The sequence below is a fragment of the Collinsella aerofaciens genome (assembly GCF_018785265.1).
Taxonomy (GTDB): Bacteria; Actinomycetota; Coriobacteriia; order Coriobacteriales; family Coriobacteriaceae; genus Collinsella; species Collinsella aerofaciens_AI.
Genome location: NZ_WQPK01000019.1, coordinates 15,266 through 38,720, shown reverse-complemented (window position 1 = coordinate 38,720; position 23,455 = coordinate 15,266). Strand labels below are relative to the sequence as shown.

General features: G+C 62.0%; 17 protein-coding genes and 2 tRNA genes. 1 reads left to right on the top strand and 18 read right to left on the bottom strand.

Annotated elements, in window-relative coordinates; genetic code table 11:
* The 15 genes from GPK42_RS03290 to GPK42_RS03220 form a co-directional block, all read right to left on the bottom strand.
* Entirely contained in the window at positions 1 to 1,662 is a 1,662-nt protein-coding gene (locus GPK42_RS03290) for a DAK2 domain-containing protein (protein ID WP_215693496.1), read from the bottom strand.
* Positions 1,663 to 1,689: 27 nt separating this feature from the next.
* Positions 1,690 to 2,046, bottom strand: a complete 357-nt coding sequence (locus tag GPK42_RS03285) for an Asp23/Gls24 family envelope stress response protein (RefSeq protein WP_022093773.1) — start codon at positions 2,044 to 2,046, stop codon at positions 1,690 to 1,692.
* A gap of 195 nt (positions 2,047 to 2,241) precedes the next feature.
* Positions 2,242 to 2,316 (bottom strand) — tRNA-Asn (locus GPK42_RS03280).
* Positions 2,317 to 2,349: 33 nt separating this feature from the next.
* Positions 2,350 to 2,424: transfer RNA gene (locus GPK42_RS03275), tRNA-Asn, on the bottom strand.
* 192 nt (positions 2,425 to 2,616) lie between these two features.
* Positions 2,617 to 3,966: an RNA polymerase sigma factor RpoD gene (gene rpoD / locus GPK42_RS03270; protein ID WP_055286388.1), complete on the bottom strand. Its 1,350-nt coding sequence runs from the start codon at positions 3,964 to 3,966 to the stop codon at positions 2,617 to 2,619.
* Positions 3,967 to 4,076: 110 nt separating this feature from the next.
* Entirely contained in the window at positions 4,077 to 6,185 is a 2,109-nt protein-coding gene (dnaG, locus tag GPK42_RS03265) for a DNA primase (RefSeq protein WP_215693494.1), read from the bottom strand.
* On the bottom strand, positions 6,178 to 7,185 hold the full coding sequence (gene ribF / locus GPK42_RS03260; protein WP_252200061.1) for a riboflavin biosynthesis protein RibF: 1,008 nt from the start codon (positions 7,183 to 7,185) through the stop codon (positions 6,178 to 6,180). Before ribF ends, dnaG begins: the two co-directional genes overlap by 8 nt.
* Positions 7,182 to 8,114, bottom strand: a complete 933-nt coding sequence (gene truB / locus GPK42_RS03255; RefSeq protein ID WP_215693493.1) for a tRNA pseudouridine(55) synthase TruB — start codon at positions 8,112 to 8,114, stop codon at positions 7,182 to 7,184. Before truB ends, ribF begins: the two co-directional genes overlap by 4 nt.
* 15 nt (positions 8,115 to 8,129) lie before the next feature.
* A complete protein-coding gene (locus GPK42_RS03250) occupies positions 8,130 to 9,173 on the bottom strand; it encodes a DHH family phosphoesterase (RefSeq protein WP_215693491.1) in 1,044 nt (347 codons plus the stop codon).
* A complete protein-coding gene (gene rbfA, locus GPK42_RS03245; RefSeq protein ID WP_006234038.1) occupies positions 9,166 to 9,576 on the bottom strand; it encodes a 30S ribosome-binding factor RbfA in 411 nt (136 codons plus the stop codon). The genes GPK42_RS03250 and rbfA overlap by 8 nt, the downstream gene beginning before the upstream one ends.
* Positions 9,577 to 9,587: 11 nt before the next feature.
* Positions 9,588 to 12,302: a translation initiation factor IF-2 gene (gene infB / locus GPK42_RS03240; protein ID WP_215693489.1), complete on the bottom strand. Its 2,715-nt coding sequence runs from the start codon at positions 12,300 to 12,302 to the stop codon at positions 9,588 to 9,590.
* Positions 12,303 to 12,393: 91 nt separating this feature from the next.
* Positions 12,394 to 13,641 carry a transcription termination factor NusA gene (nusA, locus tag GPK42_RS03235; protein ID WP_006234042.1) on the bottom strand — a complete coding sequence of 416 codons (1,248 nt, stop codon included), beginning with the start codon at positions 13,639 to 13,641 and terminating at the stop codon, positions 12,394 to 12,396.
* Position 13,642: 1 nt separating this feature from the next.
* Entirely contained in the window at positions 13,643 to 14,137 is a 495-nt protein-coding gene (locus tag GPK42_RS03230; RefSeq protein ID WP_215693487.1) for a ribosome maturation factor RimP, read from the bottom strand.
* 258 nt (positions 14,138 to 14,395) lie between these two features.
* Positions 14,396 to 16,972, bottom strand: coding sequence for a leucine--tRNA ligase (gene leuS, locus GPK42_RS03225; RefSeq protein WP_215693485.1), 2,577 nt, complete (start codon positions 16,970 to 16,972; stop codon positions 14,396 to 14,398).
* A 260-nt stretch (positions 16,973 to 17,232) separates the two neighbouring features.
* The gene (locus GPK42_RS03220) at positions 17,233 to 18,744 is read right to left on the bottom strand and encodes an IMP dehydrogenase (RefSeq protein ID WP_215693482.1); all 1,512 of its coding nucleotides are present in this window, start codon (positions 18,742 to 18,744) and stop codon (positions 17,233 to 17,235) included.
* A 193-nt stretch (positions 18,745 to 18,937) separates the two neighbouring features.
* Between GPK42_RS03220 and GPK42_RS03215 the strand changes: the two genes are divergently transcribed.
* Positions 18,938 to 19,282, top strand: a complete 345-nt coding sequence (locus tag GPK42_RS03215; protein WP_215693480.1) for a winged helix-turn-helix domain-containing protein — start codon at positions 18,938 to 18,940, stop codon at positions 19,280 to 19,282.
* Here the strand turns inward: GPK42_RS03215 and GPK42_RS03210 are convergent.
* From GPK42_RS03210 to GPK42_RS03200, 3 genes are all read right to left on the bottom strand, one after another.
* Positions 19,272 to 20,276 (bottom strand): PLP-dependent transferase, encoded by a 1,005-nt coding sequence (locus tag GPK42_RS03210; RefSeq protein ID WP_215693478.1) that lies wholly within the window; start codon positions 20,274 to 20,276, stop codon positions 19,272 to 19,274. The genes GPK42_RS03215 and GPK42_RS03210 overlap by 11 nt on opposite strands.
* Positions 20,277 to 20,372: 96 nt before the next feature.
* A complete protein-coding gene (locus tag GPK42_RS03205) occupies positions 20,373 to 21,914 on the bottom strand; it encodes a glycoside hydrolase family 32 protein (protein ID WP_215693476.1) in 1,542 nt (513 codons plus the stop codon).
* Positions 21,915 to 22,022: 108 nt separating this feature from the next.
* Positions 22,023 to 23,423 carry a PTS transporter subunit EIIC gene (locus GPK42_RS03200; protein WP_215693473.1) on the bottom strand — a complete coding sequence of 467 codons (1,401 nt, stop codon included), beginning with the start codon at positions 23,421 to 23,423 and terminating at the stop codon, positions 22,023 to 22,025.
* Between the last annotated feature and the right edge of the window lie 32 nt (positions 23,424 to 23,455).

Below are 23,455 nucleotides of genomic sequence, written 5' to 3'. Positions count from 1 at the left end.
CTACTCGATCGAGAAGATCACGGGATAGAGCGGCTGCTCGCCACGATGGGCGTCAATCTCCAGATCGGGCTGAGCCTCCTCGATGGCGTCGACGATCTCCTGGAATGCCTCATCGGACAGCTCCTCGCCGGCCAGAATCGTCAGCGCGTCGCCCTCCTCTTCCTCCTGCATGCGGTTGATGCAGTCGAGCGTGACCTGTTTCACGTCGGAGCCGACCACGTCGATGGAGCCGGCGATGATACCCATGACATCACCAGAGTGAATCGGAGAGCCGTCAGAGGCGCTGGAATCGCGCACGGCGCGGGTGACCTCGCCATCGCGAACCTCGCTGATGGCGTCGACCATGGCGGCGACGGCGTCCTCGAGCTCGGAATCGGGCAGGACCGCGAACAGCGCGGAGAAGGCCTGCGGAACGGTCTTGGTGGGAACGACGGCGACCTTCTTGTCGGTGCAGGCTGAGGCAGCGGCCTCAGCGGCCAAACGGATGTTGCCGTTGTTGGGCAAAATGATGACCGAGGTCGCGTTGACCTGGTCAACGGCGCCCAGCAGGTCTGCAGTCGAGGGGTTCATGGTCTGACCGCCCGAGACGATCACGTCAACGCCGAGGGACTTGAGGATGTCGGCCTCGCCCGAACCGGCGGCAACGGCGACAAAGCCCAGCGCCTTGGCGGGCTCGGCGGCCTTTTCCTGGTCCTCGTGAATCTTGGCGGTGCGGTCGTGGGCCTCCATCTCCATGTTGTGGATAAAGACCTCGTAGATCTGACCAAGCTGCAGCATGTGCTCAAGCACCAGGTTGGGGGTGTTGGAGTGCACATGGATCTTGTAATCGGGGTAGGCACCCACGAGCAGCTCGCAGTCGCCCATGGAGCCCAGGAACTTAAGGCACTCGTCCTCGTCAAACGGGGCGTCGGCCTTAAAGAGGAACTCGTTGCAGTAGCGGAACTCCGAACCCTCCCAATCGTCGTTGGCCTCGATCTCAACGCGACCGAGGGCAGCGTCGCGGGCAGAGCCGGCAGAATCAAACGTGGCGGAGAAATCCTCGACAACGGTGCTGCGGCCAAGCGCGGCGGCAACAAAGTTCTCCAGGAAGATGGCAAAGCCAAAGGCGCCGGAGTCGACGACGCCGTTCTCCTTCAGAACGGGCAGCAGGTCGGGCGTGCGGGCGACGGACTGGTAGGCCTCGACGACGATGGCATCGAGCGCGTCCTCGGCCGAGAACTTCTTCTTTTCGCACTCGTCGGCCTTGGTCGAGACATCACGCAGCACCGTGAGGATCGTGCCCTCGATGGGCTTGCGGACGGCCTGGAAGGCGACCTTGACGGCGCGACGGAAGGCGAAGGCGATGTTGGCGGACGTAATGGGCTCATCGGCAGAGACAAGGCCCTCGGCCACGCCGCGCAGAATCTGCGACGTGATGACGCCGGAGTTACCGCGGGCGCCCATCAGGGAGCCGTGGGTGATGGCGCCGGCGATGGCTTCCATGTCAGCGTCGGCAGGAAGAGCAGAAAGCTCCTTGGTCACCGAGGCGAGCGTGAGCGACATGTTGGTGCCGGTGTCGCCGTCGGGTACGGGGAAGACGTTGAGCTTGTTGATCTCCTCGGCCTTGTCGGAAACGGCAGCCGCAGCGATCGGAAAACAGGTGCGAATGGTCTTTGCAATCATGGGTATTTGAATCTCCGTTTTCGGATGCTAGTTCAGACGGCTCTTGAGCGCGTCGATATGGATGCCGATCTTAAGGCTGGCGGGATCGATCTGGGCGATCTCCTGCAGAGTGAAGGCAACGGAACTCGAAAGATTGTGGCAGACGGACTTCATGTTGACGCCGTTCTCGAGCACGACGTGAAGATCGACCGTAAGGCCGTTCTCGTCGGCGGAAACAAGCACGCCCTTGCGGAGGCGTTGACCGGCAAGCAGGCGCACGCTCTCGGCGCCCTGGAGCTGCTCAGCCATACCGACAACGCCATAGCACGTCATCGCGGCATAACCGGCAATATCGGCAATAACGTCGTTCGAGACGCTCAGGCTGCCGTTAATGGTCTCAGACACAAGAATCTCCTTTTCTTGGTGCTCGCGGCACCATGTCGTGGGAGCAATCATTGCAATATTCTACAACGACCGCGCCATGTTGAGGTGGCGGGCCTCGGGATTACATCCTCGACACGAAATGTTGATACGGTAACGTTTGCGAACGGCGATCGCGGCATGAAAAAACCCGCCGCATAAGCGACGGGTTTTACAACCTGGCTCCCCGGGTAGGACTCGAACCTACAACAGCGCGGTTAACAGCCGCGTGCTCTACCATTGAGCTACCGAGGAATTTAAAGCCCAACGGAAAGGGCTGGAAAATTCTGGCTCCCCGGGTAGGACTCGAACCTACAACAGCGCGGTTAACAGCCGCGTGCTCTACCATTGAGCTACCGAGGAATAGGTGCGTGCTCTCAAGCAACGAAGTTTATTATACGGACGAATCCGCTAAGGGCAAGAACTTTTTTAAGAAATTTTCCGACCTAATCATTGGGAACGTTCTTAAACGACCAGTCATTCAAGAACGTCCCCAACAACTACATGAAAGCGCCCTCAAGCGGATGTGCTTGAGGGCGCTTCTTGCTTGCGAGGTTAAGACTCAATATAGTCTTTCAGCTTGCTCGAACGGCTCGGGTGGCGGAGCTTGGCCAGGGTCTTGGACTCGATCTGGCGGATACGCTCGCGCGTGACGCCAAACTCGCGGCCGACTTCCTCGAGCGTACGGGGATGTCCGTCGACAAGGCCAAAGCGCAGCTCGATAACCTTGCGCTCACGATCGGCAAGCGAGTCGAGCACCTGGGTGAGCTGCTCCTGCAGCATGGAGAAGCTGGCCGCATCGGGCGGAACGATGGCCTGGGAGTCCTCGATGAAGTCGCCCAGCTGGGAATCCTCTTCCTCGCCGATGGGGGTCTCGAGCGACACGGGCTCCTGCGAGATCTTCTGGATCTCGCGGACGCGGTCGGCACTCATGTCCATCTCGGCACCGATCTCCTCGGGGGTCGGGTCGCGACCCAGGTCCTGAAGGAGCTGGCGCTGCACACGGACGAGCTTGTTGATGGTCTCGACCATGTGCACGGGAATACGGATGGTACGGGCCTGGTCGGCGATAGCGCGCGTGATAGCCTGACGGATCCACCACGTGGCGTACGTGGAGAACTTAAAGCCCTTCTGGTAGTCGAACTTCTCGACGGCGCGAATCAGACCGAGGTTGCCCTCCTGGATCAGGTCCAGGAACAGCATGCCGCGACCGACATAACGCTTGGCGATGGAGACGACCAGACGCAGGTTTGCGCTGATGAGTGCCTGCTTGGCTTCGAGGCCCACGTTCTCAATGCGCGTAAGACGACGCATCTCGGCACGCGTGAGTTCGAGCTCACCAGCATCGGCAGCCTCGAGCTTCTCAGTGGCCTCAAGACCGGCCTCGATCTTCATGGCCAAATCGACCTCTTCGGAGGCGGTCAGCAGGTCGACCTTGCCGATCTCCTTGAGGTACATACGGACCGGGTCGCCGGTCAGCATCACCGTGGAGGCATCGATGCCGCGCACGCGCGAACGCGAACGGGACGTGCGCACGGTGCGCTTCTTCTTGCTCTTGGAAGAACCCATCTCGGCGTCGGCCTGGCGGGCCATCTTGAGCTCGTGATCATCGAGCGAGCCGGAATCGTGCTCGTCGTCGTCATCGAAATCATCGGTATCGGTATCGTTATCGTCATCGTCGACGTCCATAGGGGCGTCGTCGTTACCGCTCGCGGAGATAATCTGGATGCCGCTGTTGCGCAGCGCGGAATACACCGCGGTGAGCTGCTCGTCAGAAACATCGATATCCTTCAGGGCGACCTGAATCTCGTCCTCGGTTACCGAAGTCCTGTTTGAGCCGTTGCCCATGAGCTTTGCAACGTAGGATTCCAGCCCAGTACCCGTGCTCTCAGTCTTTTTTGGCACAGATTCTCCCTTCATAGTCCACAGGACTCAATACTTTAGCACACACATAGACGTCTATACCCAAAAAGAGGACTGGATATAGGCGAGAATACGCTGGTTGACCACAACATCTAGGCCTGTTCGGTGCCTGCGGCCTCCAGGCCGATCAAACGGAACGGGTCCGCCACGCCGCCGATCGACTTTTGCAGCTCGCGTTGACGCTGCGAATCCTGCGCGGCCTGAACGGTCAGCGCGCGACGGGCCTCATCATCGAGTGAACGGTCCTGGCGCAGCTTGGCCTGTGCGGCACGCATGCGACGCTTGATGGTGTAGAGCTCAAGCGTATCAAGCATAAACACGATGTTCGTCTCGGTGGGGTGCTTGCTCGTCGCGGAGATGCGCCCGGCACTCACAAGCGTTGCCGCATCGGAACACACTGAGCGCGCCGCATCCATGCAGGCTGCAGGATCGGTTCCCGGCGGCGTTGCCAGAACGGCCCATGCAATGGACTCGTGACGCGGGTCAACCCACTCGATGGAGCAGATGCGGTCGGCATACGTGCGGAACAGGTCGGGGTAGCTCGTGAGCATCGTCAACAGCTCGCGCTCCCCTGCCAAGGACTTGCGTTCAAGATCGGTAAGAACCATCGGCGCCGCCGCAGCCGGTGCGCCCGAACCGTCAGCCACAGGCACAGCGCCCATACCATCAGGCACATCGATCGGCGGCAGGTCGTCGACGACCTCCACGGGCGCGGCGCCGTAGGCATCGAGCGGGACGTAGTCGTACGGCTCTTCTTCGACCGGCGCGGACACCGGCGGCGTCGCGCCCGATGCCCAAGCACCGCGACCGGCATCGCGAGAACCCGACGCCCGACCGCCCGCGCTACCGGACCGCTCAGTCTGTGCCCGCTGGCGCTCATAGTTCTGCTCACGACGTCGTTCCGCATCCTCGCGCTTGGCGACATCGCGAAACACACGACCCGAGCTCGCGCGCACCGTCTCCAGATCCAAACCCAGCAGATCGGCAATCTGGATAAAGTACGTGTCGATCATATAGCTGTTGCGCAACGGATAGATAAGCGTCAGCGCATCTTCCAGCGCCTTAGCGCGACCGCCCGGCGTGGTGATGTCACTCGACTCCTGCAGCGAACGGTAGACAAAGTCCATAAGCGGCTCGGCCGCGTCGATGCGCGCCTGCAGCTCCTGGCCGCCGTGCGCCGTAATAAACTCCATAGGGTCGTTGCCGTCGGGCAGTACCACGCAGCGCAGGTCCATGGAATCCTGCTCGATAAACTGAATCGCGCGACGGGCGGCCTTCTGGCCCGCTGCATCGCCGTCGAACATATACACGATGCGCTTGGCAAAGCGAGTGAGCGTCTTGACGTGATGCTCCGTGAGGGCGGTGCCCAGCGTGGCGACAACGTTTTTAATCCCCGCCTCCCAGCAGGCGATGCAATCGGTATAGCCCTCTACCACGATGGCGGTATCCTGCGCGACGATAAACTCCTTGGCCCAATTAAAGCCGTAGAGGTTTCGCTTTTTATGAAACACGCTCGTCTCGGCGGTGTTGAGATACTTAGGCTGGCCGTCGCCCATAATGCGACCGCCAAAGGCAATGTTGTGACCCTGCTCGTCAAAGATGGGGAACATCACGCGGTCGTAAAAGCGGTCGGCAAGCTGCCCGCGCCCGCGACTCACGGCAACGTTGGCGTCGATCATCTCCTGCGGGGTAAAACCCGCCTGGGACAGGTGCGACACCAGCGCGTTACGGCCCGGTGCAAAGCCCAGGCAGTAGCGGCGGCAGACGTCGCCGCCCATGCCGCGGCTGGCAAAGTACTCGCGCGGACGGCCGTCCTTACCGCGCATGAGCATGGTGTGGTAGAACTGGGCGGTCTCGGCGCACAGATCGTAGATGCGGGCACGCTTGGTGCCGCGCTCGCGGCGATCTCCGGTGTCATGCAGCTCAATACCCGCGCGATCGGCCAAGTAACGGATTGACTCGGGAAAGCTCAGGTTCTCGCGCTTCATGATATACGTGAAAACGTCGCCACCCTCGCCGCAACCAAAGCAATGCCACACCTGCGTGGCGGGGATAATGTGGAAGGACGGCGTCTTCTCGCCATGGAAGGGGCAGCATCCCCAAAACTCATGGCCGCGAGGCTTGAGCTCGACCGTTTCCTGCACGATGGCAACCAGGTCAGACGCAGCGCGTACCTGGTCTTTTTCCTCATCGCTAATCACGGATGCTCACCCCCTGATCGCCCAAGTTGTGACGAATATCCTCGATATTACCCTCGACGGTCGCGATCAACTCATCCAGCGAATCGAACACACGCGAGGGACGCAGCCAGCGCGTAAACGCCAGCGAAACGGAAGCGCCGTACAGGTCGCCCGTATAACCAATTAAATTAGCCTCGAGATGCGCAGATGCCGCATCGTCAGCATACGTTGGCGGCAGGCCGACGTTCACAGCAGCGGGCCACACGGTGTCATCGACCAGCACCAGACCCTCATACACGCCATCGGCTGGCACCTGAATGCCGTCGGGAACCTGCAAGTTTGCCGTGGGAAAGCCCATGCCAGAACCCTCGTGACGGCCGCGAATAACACCGCCACGCACCATATACGGACGGCCGAGTAACCCAGCAGCAAGCTCCACATGGCCCTGTCCCAGCTCATGACGAATGCGGGTGGCGCAAATGGCCTCACCGCCCTCGCAAAGCAGGTCGTGACCATACACGTCAACGCCGTGCTCGGAACCCCAGGCGCGCATCTCGGCAACACCAGAAGCACCGCCACGACCCAGCCTAAAGTCACTTCCAACGCGAATCGAGCGAATGTCGACTACGCGTGACAGCAGTGCGAGAAAACCGACATGGTCGAGTGCCGCAACCTCAGGCGTAAAGGGAACGGCCACCACCGCATCGACCCCGGTTTGAGCCAAGGCATGCAGACGGTCGGCCGTCGTCATCAATTTTTGAGCGGGCGAAGGGCTCACCACAACGTCCGGGTCGGGATCGAAGGTAACCACGACCGCCTTACAGCCATGGGCACGGGCATCACGGACAAGCGCTTCGATGAGTTCCTGGTGTCCACGGTGAACGCCGTCGAACACGCCAATGGCGATTGAAGCGGCACCCAAGTGCTCACACTCATCAAACGTATCGGCAGCAACGATGCGAGCCTCGTCCGACTCGCCCGCGAAAAAGATACGCGCGAGCTCGCGAGCGGACAACATCATCGAACACCGCCGATTGCCTGCGGAAACACGTGCTCCATGACAAAGCGGCCGCCCTCAATGCGGGCGAGCGCCTTGAGTCCCCCATCGAGCACCAACGCAAACGGCGCCTTCAAGGAATCGAAATCGGCAAGCGCACGCTCAACGGGAATGCGTCGGCCGCAGAGCAGGTCGTCGGCAAGATTGCCCGGCAAGTCAACACGTGTGGCGCCCAGGGCCGCAATGGGATCCAGGGCAAAGCCAGCCGCGGACTCGGGAGAAAGCTCCTCGACCGCATGACAAGCGCCAATGGAAACAACACCGGAAGCCGTGCGGCGCAGCGCGGAAATATGCGCGGCGCTATCGCAAGCGCGGCCCAGGTCGCGAGCGAGCGCACGGATATAGGTGCCCTTGCTCACCGAGAACGCCACGGTCCACACACACGTATCACCTTCGCCGCCCACGGCGATCAGGTCGGCGGCATATACCTCGACGGGGCGCGGAGGTAGGTCCACCGCATTGCCCTCGCGAGCAGACTTGTAGGCGCGAACGCCATTGACCGAGATAGCAGAAAACGCCGGCGGCACCTGCATCTGCGGGCCCAGCATAGCGGCCAAGTGCTCACGGGCATAGGCAGGATCGCGGAGCTCGTTGGCAACAGCCACCGTGCGGACCGCCTCGCCCTCCGCATCATCGGTATTGGTCTCGGCGCCAAACGAGATGTCGGCGACATAGCTTTTGGTATCGAGGGTTAGCATGCCCAGCAGACGAGTAGCCTGGCCCACGCCCACCACCATGACGCCGGATGCCATGGGGTCGAGCGTGCCGGCATGGCCGACGCGCCGCTCATGGAGGGCGCGTCGGCATTGCGAGACCACATCGTGGGACGTGCAGCCCACCGGCTTATCGACGGCGAGCAGCATATTCAGTTGAGAAGGCGTACGACGAGCCATGTACCATCCAAAAAGTTAAAGCTCGACGGTCACCGAAGCGGGATCCTCCCCCACCAGCTCGGCCAGCATGGGAAGTGCCACGGCGAGCGTCTCGCGAATTGTTCCGTTGTTGGAAAAGCCGGCGGCGGCATGATGCCCGCCACCGCCAAAGTTGGCAGCAATCTCGGACACATCGAGGTCGCCCTTGGAGCGCAGGTTGCCACGCACCTTGGTATCGCCCTCAATGCCCTTTAAGAACATGCAGACCTCGACGCCCATCACCGAACGCACCACATCGACCAGGCCGTCGCACTCGTCCGAGGTGACGCCGCAGGCCTCAAGGTCGCTCTGGTAGGCATAGCTATACGCCACGCGCCCATGCGCGACCGTCTTGATACGACCCATGACAATGGACTTGAGGTGCAAAAACTCAACGCGCATGCTCTGGTAGACCTCGAGCGCAACGCGCGCCGGATCGGCACCGTGCGCCACCAGGCGCGAGGCTGCATGGAACGCGGCAGCATCGGCGTTTTGGTACTGAAAACGGCCGGTATCGGTAACCAAGCCACACAGCAGGCAGGTCGCAACGCTATCACGTGCGACAATGCCGCAATTGTCCAAGAAGCGGTCGATGATCATGGCGCAGGCCGCGGCATCGACGCGCCTCAGGCTCAGCTCGGCAAACTCCTCGCGCGCCGGATGATGATCGAAGCACACCACATGCTTGGAGCGACGAAGCACCTCGGCGGAATTATTGAGGCGCTCGACGACCGGTACGTCCACCGAGATGAACAGGTCAGGATTGCCGGCGTACGCAGATGCCGGCACCAGGCGATCGGAGCCTTCCATAAAGCGGTAGATACGCGGAACCGGGTCATCGTCTGCCAGCAGCAGCGCAATGTCCTTGTTGGGGAAAAACTTCATGAGCGAAAGGCCCAGACCCAATACGGAGCCCAAGGCATCGCCATCGGGAGAAGTATGTCCCGAAATCGCAATGGAGGACGCACCCTCGATGAGCTCGAGGATGCGTCGCTGAATATCTGCAGACTCGCACGAGGCGAGGTCGGCGGAATTAGTCATCTAAAGCTGCCTCCTGGGCGGCATCCGCTATCGGATAGCCGTCCTCGTCCTTTTCGATCGCAAGCGTGGCGGGAACGTTTTCCAGCGCACGCGTGATGCGCTCGGCCTCATCGGTCGAGCGATCGATGCGAAAATCGAGCTCGGGCGTGACACGCCAATCGAGCGAGCGAGCCAACAGGCTACGAATACGGCCCTTGGCGCTTGCGAGCGCCTCCATGACCTCGTCGTAGCGGCTCGCGTCGCACGACACGTACACGCGCGCGAACGAGCGGTCCACCGCGACCTCGACCGCGGTCAGGGTGACCAGGTCGAGACGCGGATCGGAAACCTCAAAGAGCAGGATATAACCGAGCTTCTCGCGAAGCTGCTCGCCCAGACGGCGGGTTGCCTGCGTTTGCTTCATAGCGCTACCCCCTACTCGGTACGGGCAACCTGGTCAATGCGGTAGCCCTCAATGGTGTCGCCAGGCTTGATGTCCTGGAAGTTCTCCAGGCCAATACCGCCCTCGGAGCCGCTCTTGAGGCTCTTGGCCTCGTCCTTGTAGTGGCGCATCGAGGCGATTTTACCGTTGAAGACCACGATGCCGTCGCGCACCAGGCGTACGGAATCGGTCGCGGCGATCTCGCCCTCTTCGACGCGGACACCGGCGGCGATGCCGACTTTGGGCACCTTGAAGGTGTCCAGAACGGTCGCAGTGCCCGTGGAGACCTCAACCTCGGTGGGCTTGAGCATGCCGATACGGGCAGCGTCGAGGTCCTCGAGGCACTTGTAGATGACGTCGTAGCAACGGATCTCAACGCCCTCGCGCTCGGCGGCGGAGCGGGCCTTGCCGTCGGGACGAACGCCAAAGCCGATGATGATGGCGTTGGAGGCGTCGGCCAGGACCACGTCGGTCTCGTTGATGGCACCAACGGCGGAGTGGATCGTGTTGATGCGCACCTCGGATTGATCCATCTTGTCGAGGGAGTCCTGAAGGGCCTCGATGGAGCCCTGGACGTCGGCCTTGATGATCAGGTTGAGCTCCTTGACCTCGGCGTCGGCGATGGTCTCGAAGAGGTTCTCGAGCGTCACGTGCTTCACGCGGCTCTGCTCCTCGATACGAGCCTTGAGCGAACGCTCGTCGGCCAGGGCGCGAGCCTCACGCTCGTCCTCGAACACGCGGAACTCATCGCCAGCGTTGGGGACGGACTGCAGGCCCAAGATCTCGACGGCGTCGGAGGGACCGGCCTCGGTGACGGCGTTACCCTTGGGATCGAGCATGGCACGGACGCGGCCATAGGTGAGGCCGGCGACCAGCGTGTCGCCCACGTGCAGGGTACCGCGGGTCACGAGCACGGTGGCAACCGAGCCGCGGCCCTTGTCGAGCTTAGCCTCGAGGACGTTGCCCGAAGCGAAGGTGTCAGGGTTGGCCTTGAGCTCGAGCACGTCGGCCTGGAGCAGCACGGTCTCGAGCAGGTCGTCGATACCGATCTTCTGCTTGGCCGAGATGTTGACGAACATGTTCTGTCCGCCCCACTCCTCGGGGATGATGCCGTACTCGGTGAGCTCCTGGCGCACACGGTCGGGGTTGGCACCCGGCTTATCGATCTTGTTGACGGCGACGACGATGGGAACGCCGGCGGCCTTGGCGTGGTTGATCGACTCGATGGTCTGGGGCATGACGCCGTCGTCGGCGGCCACGATCAGAATGACGATGTCGGTAACCTTGGCGCCACGGGCACGCATAGCCGTAAAGGTGGCGTGACCCGGGGTATCGATAAAGGTGATCTTGCGGTCGTTGATCATAACCTGCGAAGCGCCGATGGCCTGCGTAATGCCGCCCGCCTCGCCGGCGGCAACGCCGGTGTGACGGATGGCGTCGAGCAGCGACGTCTTACCGTGGTCGACGTGGCCCATGACGGTGACGACCGGGGCGCGCGGCTTAAGGTCGGCGGGATCGTCGTAGAACGAGAAGGTGTTCTCCTCCTCGGGGGTGATGATCTTGATCTGACGGCCCAGGTCGTCGGCGACGAGCTCGACGAGGTCGTCGGACATGGACTGCGTCATGGTGAGCGGCGTACCCAGCAGGAACAGGCGCTTGATGATGTCGTTGGCCGGAACGTCGAGCGCCTCGGCAAGCTCCTGGACGGTAACGCCCTGGGAGACCTTGATGGCGTCGAGGTCCTCGGGGTTCACGCCCTGGGCCAGCGCCTCCTCTATCTTGCGCTCCTCCTGAGCCTTGGCAGCCTCGCGCTCGCGCTTCTCCTTGCGCTTCTTGCGGCGACCGGTGGACTCGCGAGAGGCCTCCTCAACGGCGGCACGAGCCTCCTCGAGCACCTTCTCGCGGCTGTACTCCTCGGCCTCGCGAGCCATGCGGCTGTAGTGATCCTCTTCGTTGTTGTGACTGCCCTTACGCTTCTTGCCCTTGCCCTGCTTATCGGGGTTGGGGAAGTCCATGCCGGCAGCGACGTTGTTGCTGGCGTTGGTACGATGGCTGTGCGGACGGCTCTCGGAGGCGTTGCGCTCGGAGTTGTTGTCGGAAGCATTGCGATCGTTACGACGGCCACCGCGGCGATCGTTGTTGCCGCCACGACGGTTACCGCGCTCTGCGGCGCGCTCGGCCTTGGCCTTGTCCTCGGCGTCCTTCTTCTCCTTGAGCACGGTCTCCTGTGCGGCGATCTGGTCGAGCAGCGAACGGAAGCGCGAACCGGAGTCGGAAGCGGGAACGGCGCGGCGCTGGGCCTCGCGGGCAGCCTCCTCCTTCTCGCGGGCAAGGCGCTCCTGCTCGGCCTTCTTCTTGGCCTCGGCCTCGGCGCGGGCGGCCTCCTCGGCAGCCTGGGCTGCGGCAAACTGGCGGCGCTCCTCCTCGCGTGCCTTCTCGGCGGCGATGCGCTCGCGCTCGGCCTCGGCAGCGCGTGCGGCCTCCTCGGCGGCAGCTGCCTGCTCCTCGGCCTGCTTGGCGGCCTCGACTTCCTGGGCGCGGGCCTCGATCACCGAGGCGAGCTGCTTGCGGACCATAGCGACATAGGCGTCCTCCAAGGTGGAGGAAGCGGACTTAGCGGGAATCTTCATATCGGCGAGATGACCCATCAGTTCCTTGGAGGTCATGCCGAACTCTTTGGCCAGGGTGGACACACGGACTTTTGCCATATGACTTCACCTACCCTTTCTGGCACCTTGGGTGCCTAGAGACTGAACGAGCGTGGGAGACGCGCCGGGACCCGCCCGGCGCGATCGCGCGCTAGATCAGGTCCTCCGCATCATCGAAGGCGTCGGTGTCGTGGACACCGCAGAAACGGGAGCCGGGACGAGCCTGGTTGCGGCACTGGATGCCGTCCTCGGACACGTACTCGCAGCGGCGGACGTCCTCGTCCTCCTCGTCACCGATCAGGTCGGCAGCGGGCTCCTCGTGAACAGGAACGTTCTTGAGGATGTCGGCGGCAAGCGTCTCGGACTTGATGTCGATGTGCCAGCCGGTCAGGCGCGCGGCGAGGCGGGCGTTCTGGCCCTCCTTGCCGATGGCGAGGGACAACTGGTCGTCGGGCACGATGACGCCGGCGTAGGCCTTCTCCTCGTCGATGAGGACGCGGGTGACCTTAGCGGGCGACAGGGCGTTGGCGACGTAGACGGCAGGATCGGCATCCCACAGGATGACGTCGACGCGCTCGCCACGGAGCTCGCCCACGACAGCGCGAACACGGCTGCCCTTGGGGCCGACGCAGGCGCCCACGGGATCCAGACGGTCGTCGAGCGAGTGGACGGCGACCTTGGAGCGCTGGCCGGGCTCGCGGGCGATCGACTTGATCTGGACGGTGCCCTCATAGATCTCGGGCACCTCCTGCTCAAACAGACGACGCATGAGCTCGGGGTGGGTACGGGAGATGACAATCGGCGGACGGCTGTGCTCGCCACGAACCGGCTGCAGGTTGGAGTTGGGGTCGCGAACGTCGATGATCACGGCCTTGATGTGCTGGTTGTGCAGGTAGCGCTCGCCCATCGGACGCTCGTTGCGCTCGTTCTCGTAACGGCGCTGGTCGAAGTGCGGCAGCTCGGCCTCGACGCCCTCGCGAATCTTGACGATCGTGAAGTCGGGCGTGGACTGCAGCACGGTACCGCTGATGAGGTCACCGATGCGGCCGGAGAACTCCTCGTAGATCTGCTCGCGGGCGGAGTTACGCACGATGGCGTTGATCTCGGCCTTGGCGTGCTGGGCAGCGATGCGGCTCGTGTTCTTGGGGGTGACGTCGATCTCCTCGAACTCGGTGAAGTTGCCCTCCTCGTCCATGGAATCGTCGATCGGCTCCAGGCGGTAGACGTAGATCTTGCCGGTGGTGCGGTCGATGGTCACCTTGGCGCCCCACTCAAGATGCAGGATCTCGGCATAGCTCTTGGCGAGCGACTGCTCCAGGCGGTCGATCAGGTAGAGCTGGTCGATGTGCTTCTCCTGGCAAAGCTCCATCAGGGCGGACATCATGTCGGATGCTGCCATCTTACTTTCCTTCCTTCGCGGGCTTGAAGTCGTAGGTGGGCTTCAACTTGCACTTTTTAACATCAGAGAAATCGAGGGTGACGGACTCGCAGTCCTCGAGCTCGAGGGTCACGTTCGTCTCGGTGGCGGCGGCAATCTTGCCGGCGTACTTGCGACGGCCCTCGGTAGCGGAGGAGGTGAGCTCGCAGTTCTCGCCCACAAAGCGGGCAAAGTCGCACGGGCGGCGTAGCGGGCGCGCCATGCCAGGGCTCGACACCTCGAGCGTATAACTCGAAGAGATGGGGTCGAGCTCCTCAATCACATCGCCGACCCACTTGGTGTTGGCCGTGACGTCGTTGAGCGACAGGCTCTGACCCTCGGCACCCTCGATACGCACGCGCACGCAGGGGGCCTTGGTGGCACCCACGAGCTCGACGTCGACGATGTCGATATCGTGCTGGGGAGCGACGGCCTCGAGCGCGTCGATGATCGCCTGCTCGGTCTTGGTCTTGACCATTGCGGCACCTCCATCCATACAAAAAAGAAGCGGGGCCGAAACCCCACTTCTTTCAATTACAACTTCATTTGCAAGCAAACTATACCAATAGCTGCGGAAACGTGCAAGCACAGTACGAATCTGCAGGTCAGCGTGCGCACAGCTTCTCCACAAGAAGAAGACAATTGACCGAAGGTACCTAGGCAGGTACATGCAAAACGAGGGACGACCCAACCGGACCGTCCCTCGTCTTTTATGCGTCAGTTAAGTGCGCAGCACTTACTTGACCACCAGGTTGACCAGCTTGCCGGGCACGCAGATGGCCTTGACGACAGTCTTGCCCTCGGTCCACTTGGCGACAGCGGCCTCGGCGGCAGCCTGCATTTCCTCGTTGGAGGCATCGCGGGCCACGTCGACGCGGCCGCGGACCTTGCCGAGCACCTGGACCACGATCTGCACCGTGTCCTCAACGGACTCGGCCAGGTCGAACTCGGGCCAAGCGGCGGTGTAGGCGTTGCCCTCGCAGCCGAGCGCCTCGTGCCACAGCTCGTCGGCCCAGAACGGGCAGATGGGGGCAAGGACGCTCACGATATCCTTGGCCACGCCGTAGCACAAAGCCTTGTCGCGGGCGGTACCCTCGGTGGCGTTGAGGTAGGCGCTCGCCGCGTTGACGAGCTCCATGACGGCCGAGATGGCGGTGTTGAACTGGCCGCGGTCGAAGTCCTCGGTGCACTTGGCGATGGTGCGGTGACGCTCGCGATAGAGCTTCATCGCAACCTCGTCGAGCGCGGACTTGTCGAAGGCCAAGTTGGCGTCACCGGACTGGACGAGCTGCCAAACGATACGCCAGGCGCGCTTGATGAAGCGGTTGGCGCCCTCAACGGCCTTGGGATCCCAGTCGAAGTCCTTCTCGGGCGGAGCGATAAACAGGATCGCCAGACGCATGGTGTCGGCGCCGTAGGGCTCGATGACCGAGCTCGGGGGCACGACATTGCCCTTGGACTTGGACATGGTGTCGCCGTTCTCGTCCTTGACCATGCCCTGGCACAGCAGGTTGGTGAAGGGCTCGTCCACACTCAGCAGGCCCAGGTCGCGCAGCGCCTTGGTAAAGAAACGGCTGTAGAGCAGGTGCAGAATGGCGTGCTCGATGCCGCCAATGTAGTTATCGACGGGCATCCAACGGTCGGCAGCCTCGCGGGAGAAAGGCAGCTCGGTGTTGTGCGGATCGGTATAGCGCAGGTAATACCAGCTGGAGCAGGTGAAGGTGTCCATGGTATCGGTCTCGCGCTTGGCCGGACGGCCGCAGACCGGGCAGGTGGTCTCGTAGAACTCCTTGCACTCGGCGAGGGTCTCGCCGGCGCCCAGGTCAAGGTTCTCGGGCAGCGTCACCGGCAACTGGTCCTCGGGCACGGGAACGATGCCGCAGTGCTCGCAGTGGATGGCCGGGATGGGGTTGCCCCAATAGCGCTGGCGGCTGATGAGCCAGTCGCGCAGACGGAACTCGACCTTGCGACGACCGCAGCCCATGACCTCGAGGTCAGCCACGATCGCAGCCTCGCCCTCGGAGTGCTTACCGCCGCGCATGCCGGTGTACTTGCCGGACTGGACGAGCGTGCCCTCGGCAGCGTGGGCGCAATCCCAGTCGACGGTCTCGGCATGGAAGGTATCGATGGTCTCGCCGCTGGCCTCGATGGCAGCGCGATCGTCATCGTCCAGGATGATCGGCACGATCGGCAGGTCGTACTTACGGGCAAACTCAAAGTCGCGCTGGTCGCCACAGGGAACGGCCATGACGGCACCGGTACCGTAGTCGGCAACGACATAATCGGCAACCCAAACGGGGACCTTCTCGCCGTTGACGGGGTTTACCACATAGCGGCCCGTGAAGGCACCGTGCTTCTCGAGGGTGCCCTGGGCACGCTCGACGGCAGAAATATGCTTGGAGTCCTCGACGATCTTGGTGACGGCCTCCTCGTACTCCGTGCCCTCGACGAGCTCGTGCAGGCCTGCGTACTCGGGAGCCAGGACAAAGAAGGAGACGCCAAAAAGGGTATCGGCACGCGTGGTAAAGACGGTAATCTTGCCCTCATCGCCCTCGATGGGCTCACCATCCTGGTCGCACAGGGTAAAGTCGACCTCAGCGCCCTCGGAGCGACCGATCCAGTTGGCCTGCATCTGCTTGACGCGCTCGGGCCAGCCGGGGAGCTTCTCCAAGTCGTCGAGCAGCTCCTGAGAGTACTCGGTAATCTTGTAGTACCACTGCTCAAGGTCGCGCTTCTCGGGCTCGGTGCCGCAGCGCCAGCACTTGCCCTCGGTAACCTGCTCGTTGGCCAGAACGGTCTTGCAGGTGGGGCACCAGTTGACCGGGTTCTTCTTGCGGTAGACCAGGCCCTTTTCCCACATCTTCTCAAAGATCCACTGACCCCAACGGTAGTAGTCAGGACTGCAGGTCTTAACCATACGATCCAGATCGTAGGAGAAGCCCATGCGCTTCATCGTGGCGAGCGCCTGGTCCATGTTCTTATACGTCCAGGCGGCAGCCTGCGTGTTGTGCTTGATGGCGGCGTTCTCGGCAGGCAGGCCAAAGGCGTCAAAGCCGATGGGGTGCAGCACGTCGTAGCCGCGCATGCGGGCCTGACGGGCCATGGCATCGCCGATAGTGTAGTTGCGCGCGTGGCCCATGTGCAGGTCGCCCGACGGATACGGGAACATCTCGAGCACATACTTCTTGGGCTTACTGTCGTCGGTGTCGACGGCAAAGAGGTTGGAGTCCTCCCAGGCCTTCATCCACCTGGACTCAATGGCCTGCGCGTCGTAGGCAGGGATCTCGTCCTTATGATCTGTGCAATCGCACATATCAGCTCCTTTAATCTTAGCTGGGGTCGGTCGGCTTGGCTTTGTTCGCTACTGCGGACAGTCCTGCGCAAGACGAAGAGCACATTAAGTGCTCTTCTTTGCGTGCGGAACTTGTAGCGAACAAAGCCAAGCCGACCGACCCTAAGGTTAACTTGACTGATGATAACAAATACGACAAGCGAGATGCCTGCGACTTGCAGGCATCTCGCTTTATCTAAATAACGTGGTTGATACTCAACCTTTGATATGCAGCTCTAACCTTATCGATAAGATACGGACTGCTGCGAATCTTTAACTACAACGTCGTGGGCGCCGCCTTCGACGATTGAGGTGGAGCTCACCAAGGTCAGGCGTGCCTTTTCCTGGAGCTCGGGGATCGAGAGGGCACCGCAGTTGCACATCGTGGACTTGACCTTGTAAAGCGTGCCGCCCACGCCGTCCTTGAGGGAACCGGCGTACGGGACGTAGGAGTCGACGCCCTCGACGAAGCTGAGCTTCGCGGCGCCGCCAAGGTCGTAGCGCTGCCAGTTGCGGGCACGCGCAGAACCCTCGCCCCAGTACTCCTTCATGTACTGACCGTTGACGTTGACGCGCTCGGTCGGGCTCTCGTCAAAGCGCGCGAAGTAGCGGCCCAGCATCATAAAGTCGGCACCCATGGCAAGGGCGAGCGTCATGTGGTAGTCGTAGACGATACCGCCGTCGGAGCACACGGGCACGTAGACGCCGGTCTCCTCGTAGTACTCGTCACGAGCGCGGCAGACGTCGATCAGCGCGGTGGCCTGACCGCGGCCGATACCCTTGGTCTCGCGGGTAATGCAGATGGAACCGCCGCCGATGCCGACCTTGATGAAGTCGGCACCGCAGTCTGCCAGGAAGCGGAAGCCCTCGGCGTCGACAACGTTACCGGCACCGACCTTGACGTCCTCGCCGTAGTTGGCGCGGATCCACTCGATGGTGCGCTTCTGCCACTCGCTGAAGCCCTCGGAAGAGTCGATGCACAGAACATCGGCACCGGCCTCGATGAGCAGCGGCACGCGCTCGGCATAGTCGCGGGTGTTGATGCCAGCGCCGACCATGTAGCGCTTATCGCCGTCGAGCAGCTCGTTGGGGTTGGTCTTGTGGCTGTCGTAGTCCTTGCGGAAGACGATGCCCATCAGGTGATCGTAGTCGTCGACGATGGGCAGGGCGTTGAGCTTATTGTCCCAGATGACGTCGTTGGCAACCTTGAGGCTGATGTTCTTGTCGCCCACGATGAGCTGCTCACGCGGGGTCATGAACTCGGAGACCTTCGTCTGGTGGTCATCGCGGCTGGGGCGATAGTCACGGCTGGTGACGATACCCAGGAGCTTGCCCTTGGGAGTGCCGTCGTCGGTGACCGGCATGGTGGAGTGACCGGTCTTATCCTTGAGCTCAATGACCTGCTCCATGGTCATATCGGGGGTCAGCGTGGAATCGGACTGAACGAAGCCAGCCTTGTGATCCTTGACGGCCTTGACCATAGCGGCCTCGGACTCGGCGCTCTGGGAACCGTAAATGAAGGACAGGCCACCCTCGGTAGCGAGCGCGACACCCATATCGACGCCCGAGACGGACTGCATGATGGCGGAAACCATGGGGATGTTCAGGGTGATTGCCGGCTTCTCACCGCGCTTAAAGCGGGTTAGCGGCGTCTTAAGAGAGACGTTGTTGGGGATGCACTGCGAGGACGAGTAACCAGGGACCAGCAGATACTCCGAAAACGTGTGGGACTCACCGGGAAAGAACGTAGCCATGTTTCTCCTTTTTCCATGCGACCGGTCGGCTGCAGGCCTCGTAGGACCCAGCCCAACCTTGGGCGCCCAATACTGGGGAAGTATCTTAACGCACTTTGACTGCTACAATGCATGATTTAAGAAGAGCACACGAGGGTTTGACGCAGGCTTTGCGTTTGCCCAGCAAACACTTTAGCGGGGAGACGTGGAGCACATGGAGTACAAGACGACGGCAAAGTTGGTCATTCAAGCGCGCGACAAGGATTTGCCGGGCGTCTTCGGTCACGGCTGTGTCTTGCTGCTGCAGGGTATTGCCCGCGAGCACTCGCTCAACCGCGCCGCCAAAAGCATGGGTATGGCGTATTCCAAGGCCTGGCGCATCGTGAACGAGGCAGAAGGCCAGCTGGGCTGCAAGCTCATCGAGCGCGACGGCGCCCGCGGATCCACCCTCACCCCCGCCGGCGAGCGAGCCATAGCGGCCTACGAGGAGCTGCAGGCCGACATCAACAACGTCATCGCCACCAAAGCCAACGCCCTCATCGCCAGCATCAAAGAGTAGCTAATTTACGGAGGGCGTTGTCTAGGGTGGCGGCCACGATCAAGGGGTCGTCGGTGCCGGCGAAGAGGCGGACGGTGCTCCCCTGCTTGCCGCGTGGGGCCGAAAGGCGCGTCGTTGCGCCGCCGGCCGGCGATGTGCGGAACTCCCCCGGCAAAACATCGAACAGCTCTCCCGCGCTACGCTCGATAAGGCCAAATTCAACTGCCGGGCCAAAGCCGTGCTCGAGGATTCCCGTTGCAACCGCATGATCGGGGTGCGAGCTCAGCCCGGGATAGCGCACGTTGCGCACCATCTCGTTGGCGGCCAGATACTCGGCCAGCGCACGGGCGCGGTCGAAATGCGCCTGCATGCGGGCGTCGAGCGAGTCCAGTCCCCGCTCCAGCGCAGCGGCCTCGTCAGCAGTCAAATCAAGCTTGGCCAAGCCACGGCCCCCAAGCAGGGCATGCGCGCACTCAGCAGCAGCATCCACACGATGGCGTTTGAGCTGCGAGCGCGCGACCGATACGGCAACCAACTTGCGTGAAGCGTTACCGGCGCACACACGGTCGAGCGCTTCGAGCGACAGCACGGCACCCAAGCGCAACGGATCGCAGCCAAAAGCCGACGCCACGGTGTTGTCCACAACCAGCAGCGCATGGGCCTCGCGAGCCGCTCGACCCAGCGTACGCAGATCGGGCACGCGCAGTCCAAACCCGCCGATGGAGTTGACGAACCACCACAGGTGCGGCCCCTCGGCATCAAACGAAGCATCAAAGACCTCGGACGCGGCGGTAAACGCATCGGCGGACGGCGAGCCCACCAGCGCGACATCGCAGCAATCAAAGCCGCTCGCAAACGCATCGACAAAGTCGTCCGCAAAGGCCACCAGGCGGTCACCAGGACGCACAATCCCCAGCTGCGACAGCCCTGCCGGCACATGCGGGGCCGCAAGCAACCGCGCCTCACGCGCGCCGGTCCTCAAAGCCCAAGCCTCTTCTAGCTGCTGTACGCCCACACGGCACCATCCCTTCATAAGCAAAAACCCACGATGCGGGTGTTCCCCGCATCGTGGGCAACGGCTGCAGTATAGCGCCGATATGCGACGAATCGCCTAGATGATGAGCGTGTGATAGTTCACGCTCGCACCCGGAGCGTCAACGGTCACGCCATAGGCCTCGGGATAGATGCGCGTCGAAAACACGAGCGCGCCATCGTTCACAAACACCTCGACCGACGAGACATCGCCGACAATGCGCACGTTACGAACCTCGTCGACGGGCTCCCAGCGCACGGTACGACCGCAGCCGGCAGAAACGCGACCCTCATCGGTAAATCGAATCTCAAAGCGAGAGGGCAGTTCATCCCCAGCGGGCACAAACGCCAGTTTCAGCTCGCCATCAACGGTCGCGGTGAACGCACCGTCAACACCGTCGACAACAACGTCAAAGCAGGTATCGCCGGCAACCTCCAACGAGCCCTCCCCTACACGCACCGAGGCATAATGGTGCTCAATCTCGCGCGCCGGCTGCTGTAGCACCACGCCACCAGCACCGGCCGTAAGCTCGCGCGGCACCGTCATGCAGTGCTGCCAGCCGCACACCACGGTCGGTGCGTTGCCATAGGTCGGCTCATCGGGCATGCCCATCCAGCCAATCAGAATATGGCGACCGTCCTCGGCCGTGAACTCCTGCGGCGCATAGAAGTCAAAACCGGCGTCCCACAGGCGGAACTCGCCCAGCTCATAAGCGTCATTGCCACCCGTAATGTCGCCCGTTACAGGCATGTAGCCAGCGGCATACACATTGCCGCGGTCCCAACGACCGCCCTCAAGACCCTGGGGCGAGAAGGACAGCCACTTCGCCGGTACACCGCCATTCGCCTCGAGCTCAAGGTATCCCGGACACTCCCACATAAAGCCAAAACGCTCGGGCGTAGACACGCGGCTCTCGAGCTCCCAACTCAGCATATCGGCCGAGCCATACACCAGGATCTCGCCCACATCGCGCCCGGCACCCTCGCCGTGCATGGCACAAAAACGGCTCTCGACATGAGGACCGTCAACGCGACGACGCGCGCCCAGCACCATGTGATAACGCCCGTCCGCATCACGCCACACCTTGGGGTCGCGCACGTGGCAGGTCAAATCCTCGGGATAATCATCGGACGCCAGCACCACGCACTTTTGGCTGAACTCCCGACCGGCAAGGCCATCAACGCTCTCGACATAAACAGTATCGGCGCGGCGGCCGGTATTGACGTAGTCGTACGTGCCGTCCGCATCGGAAAGCTTAACGTTGCCTGTGTACAGTACGCGAATGCGGCCGTCCTCGGCAAGCGCGGAGCCCGAATACACGCCATGGCAATCGAACGGCTCGTCGGGCAACAGCGGGGCGCCAACATATTCCCAGTTCATAAGGTCGCGGCTTGTGGCATGACCCCAGGCCTTAACGCCGCCCTCGACATCAAACGGCGCATATTGAAAATAAGCGTGGAACACGCCGCCCGCTTGGCAAAGACCGTTGGGGTCGTTGAGCCAACCCGCCGGCGGCATAATATGGAAGCGCTGGCCATACGCGCCATGACCGTACTCAGTGGCGGCGGCGTCAACAGCGGCAACCAGCTTTGCAAGATCGCGACCAAGTGCATTAGACATATCAAAGTCCTAACAGATCGAAAGTTACAAGGCACCAGAGATCGGCGCCCGATGCTGGAAACACCCGCGAGCATACAGCCCGCGGGCATTCCCTTAATCCAAAAGCTCTTAGGCCTGCTCGGAAGCCTTGGGCTCGTCCTTGTACAGGACAAACGAGACGGCAAAGGAAACCAGCGCGGCGACCGCAAACATGATCGCGTACTGCACGGGCTGGGCCAGGCACAGCAGGATACCGAAGATACCGGTAACGCCCGTGCCGGAGGCAGCCAGCGAAGTGAGCGCGCAGACCAAGGCACCGCAACCGCCGCCGATGCAGCCGGCGATGAAGGGCTTAAAGAAGCGAAGGTTCACGCCGAAGATGGCAGGCTCGGTAATGCCCATGAAAGCGGACAGAGCCGAAGGAAGCGCCAGGCCCTTAATCTTGGCATCGCGGGTCTTAAAGGCAACGGCAAGCGCGGCGCCACCTTGGGCGATGTTGGCAGCGCTGGCGATGGGCAGCCAGTAGGTCACGCCGTACTGGGCGAGCTGGCCCAGGTCGATGGCGGTGTACATCTGGTGGATACCGGTAACGACCGTGGGAGCATAGAACAGGCCGACGATAAAGGAACCGATGCCGAAGGGCAGGGTCAGCAGGGCCTGGATCAGACCGAGGATGGCGTTCTCGGCCCACACGAAGATGGGGCCGACGGCAACGAGCGTCACGAGCACGGTCACGAACACCGAGACGAGCGGGGTCACAAAGAGGTCGAACATCTCGGGAACGATCTTGTGCAGGCGCTTCTCGAGGAAGGCCAGAATGGCACAGGCGATAACGATGGGGATCACATGGCCCTGATAGCCGACCCACTCAAAGCTATACACACCGGGAATGACGGTAACCATGGTCTGTACGCCCTCGGAGGCAACCGTGTAGGCGCTCTGCAGCGAGGAGTTAATGAACGCACCGCCGACGACGGCACCCAGATACGGGTTGGCGCCAAAGGCCTTGGCGGCGGAGTAGCCGATCAGGATCTGCAGAATGCCAAAGGACGTTCCCGAGACCAGGTCGGCGATCTTATAAATAAAGTTATTAGTGTCGAGCGCGATAAAGTCGTTGGAGGCCATAAAGTTGAGGGCGCTCATAATGCCCAGCAGCAAGCCCGAAGCCACGATGGCGAGGATGATGGGGACAAAGACATCGCCGAGCACCTTAATGGCACGCATAAAGATGTTCTGCTGCTGAGCCGCGGCCTCCTTGACCTCGGCCTTGGTGGCAGCTTCGACGCCACTGAGCGCGATGAACTCTTCGTAGACCTTATTGACGGTACCGGTGCCAAAAATAATCTGGAGCTGGCCCTGGGCCTCAAAGACGCCCTTGGCGCCGTCGATATTCTCGAGGGCCTCCTTGTCGACCTTGGCGTTATCGGCAATCACCAGGCGCAGACGCGTGGCGCAGTGTGCGGCCGAAACAACGTTGCCGGCGCCACCGATGTTGTCGAGCACCTCTTGGGCTGATTTGCGGTAGTCCATGACTTCCCTTTCCTCAAACGGGCGCACGTGCA

Coding starts and splice junctions, on each gene's coding strand:
- GPK42_RS03290 (WP_215693496.1), bottom strand. CDS start 1,662: ATGATTGCAAAGACCATTCGCACCTGTTTTCCGATCGCTGCGGCTGCC.
- ribF (WP_252200061.1), bottom strand. CDS start 7,185: ATGATGTTGTCCGCTCGCGAGCTCGCGCGTATCTTTTTCGCGGGCGAG.
- truB (WP_215693493.1), bottom strand. CDS start 8,114: ATGGCTCGTCGTACGCCTTCTCAACTGAATATGCTGCTCGCCGTCGAT.
- GPK42_RS03250 (WP_215693491.1), bottom strand. CDS start 9,173: ATGACTAATTCCGCCGACCTCGCCTCGTGCGAGTCTGCAGATATTCAG.
- rbfA (WP_006234038.1), bottom strand. CDS start 9,576: ATGAAGCAAACGCAGGCAACCCGCCGTCTGGGCGAGCAGCTTCGCGAG.
- infB (WP_215693489.1), bottom strand. CDS start 12,302: ATGGCAAAAGTCCGTGTGTCCACCCTGGCCAAAGAGTTCGGCATGACC.
- nusA (WP_006234042.1), bottom strand. CDS start 13,641: ATGGCAGCATCCGACATGATGTCCGCCCTGATGGAGCTTTGCCAGGAG.
- GPK42_RS03230 (WP_215693487.1), bottom strand. CDS start 14,137: ATGGTCAAGACCAAGACCGAGCAGGCGATCATCGACGCGCTCGAGGCC.
- leuS (WP_215693485.1), bottom strand. CDS start 16,972: ATGTGCGATTGCACAGATCATAAGGACGAGATCCCTGCCTACGACGCG.
- GPK42_RS03220 (WP_215693482.1), bottom strand. CDS start 18,744: ATGGCTACGTTCTTTCCCGGTGAGTCCCACACGTTTTCGGAGTATCTG.
- GPK42_RS03215 (WP_215693480.1), top strand. CDS start 18,938: ATGGAGTACAAGACGACGGCAAAGTTGGTCATTCAAGCGCGCGACAAG.
- GPK42_RS03205 (WP_215693476.1), bottom strand. CDS start 21,914: ATGTCTAATGCACTTGGTCGCGATCTTGCAAAGCTGGTTGCCGCTGTT.
- GPK42_RS03200 (WP_215693473.1), bottom strand. CDS start 23,423: ATGGACTACCGCAAATCAGCCCAAGAGGTGCTCGACAACATCGGTGGC.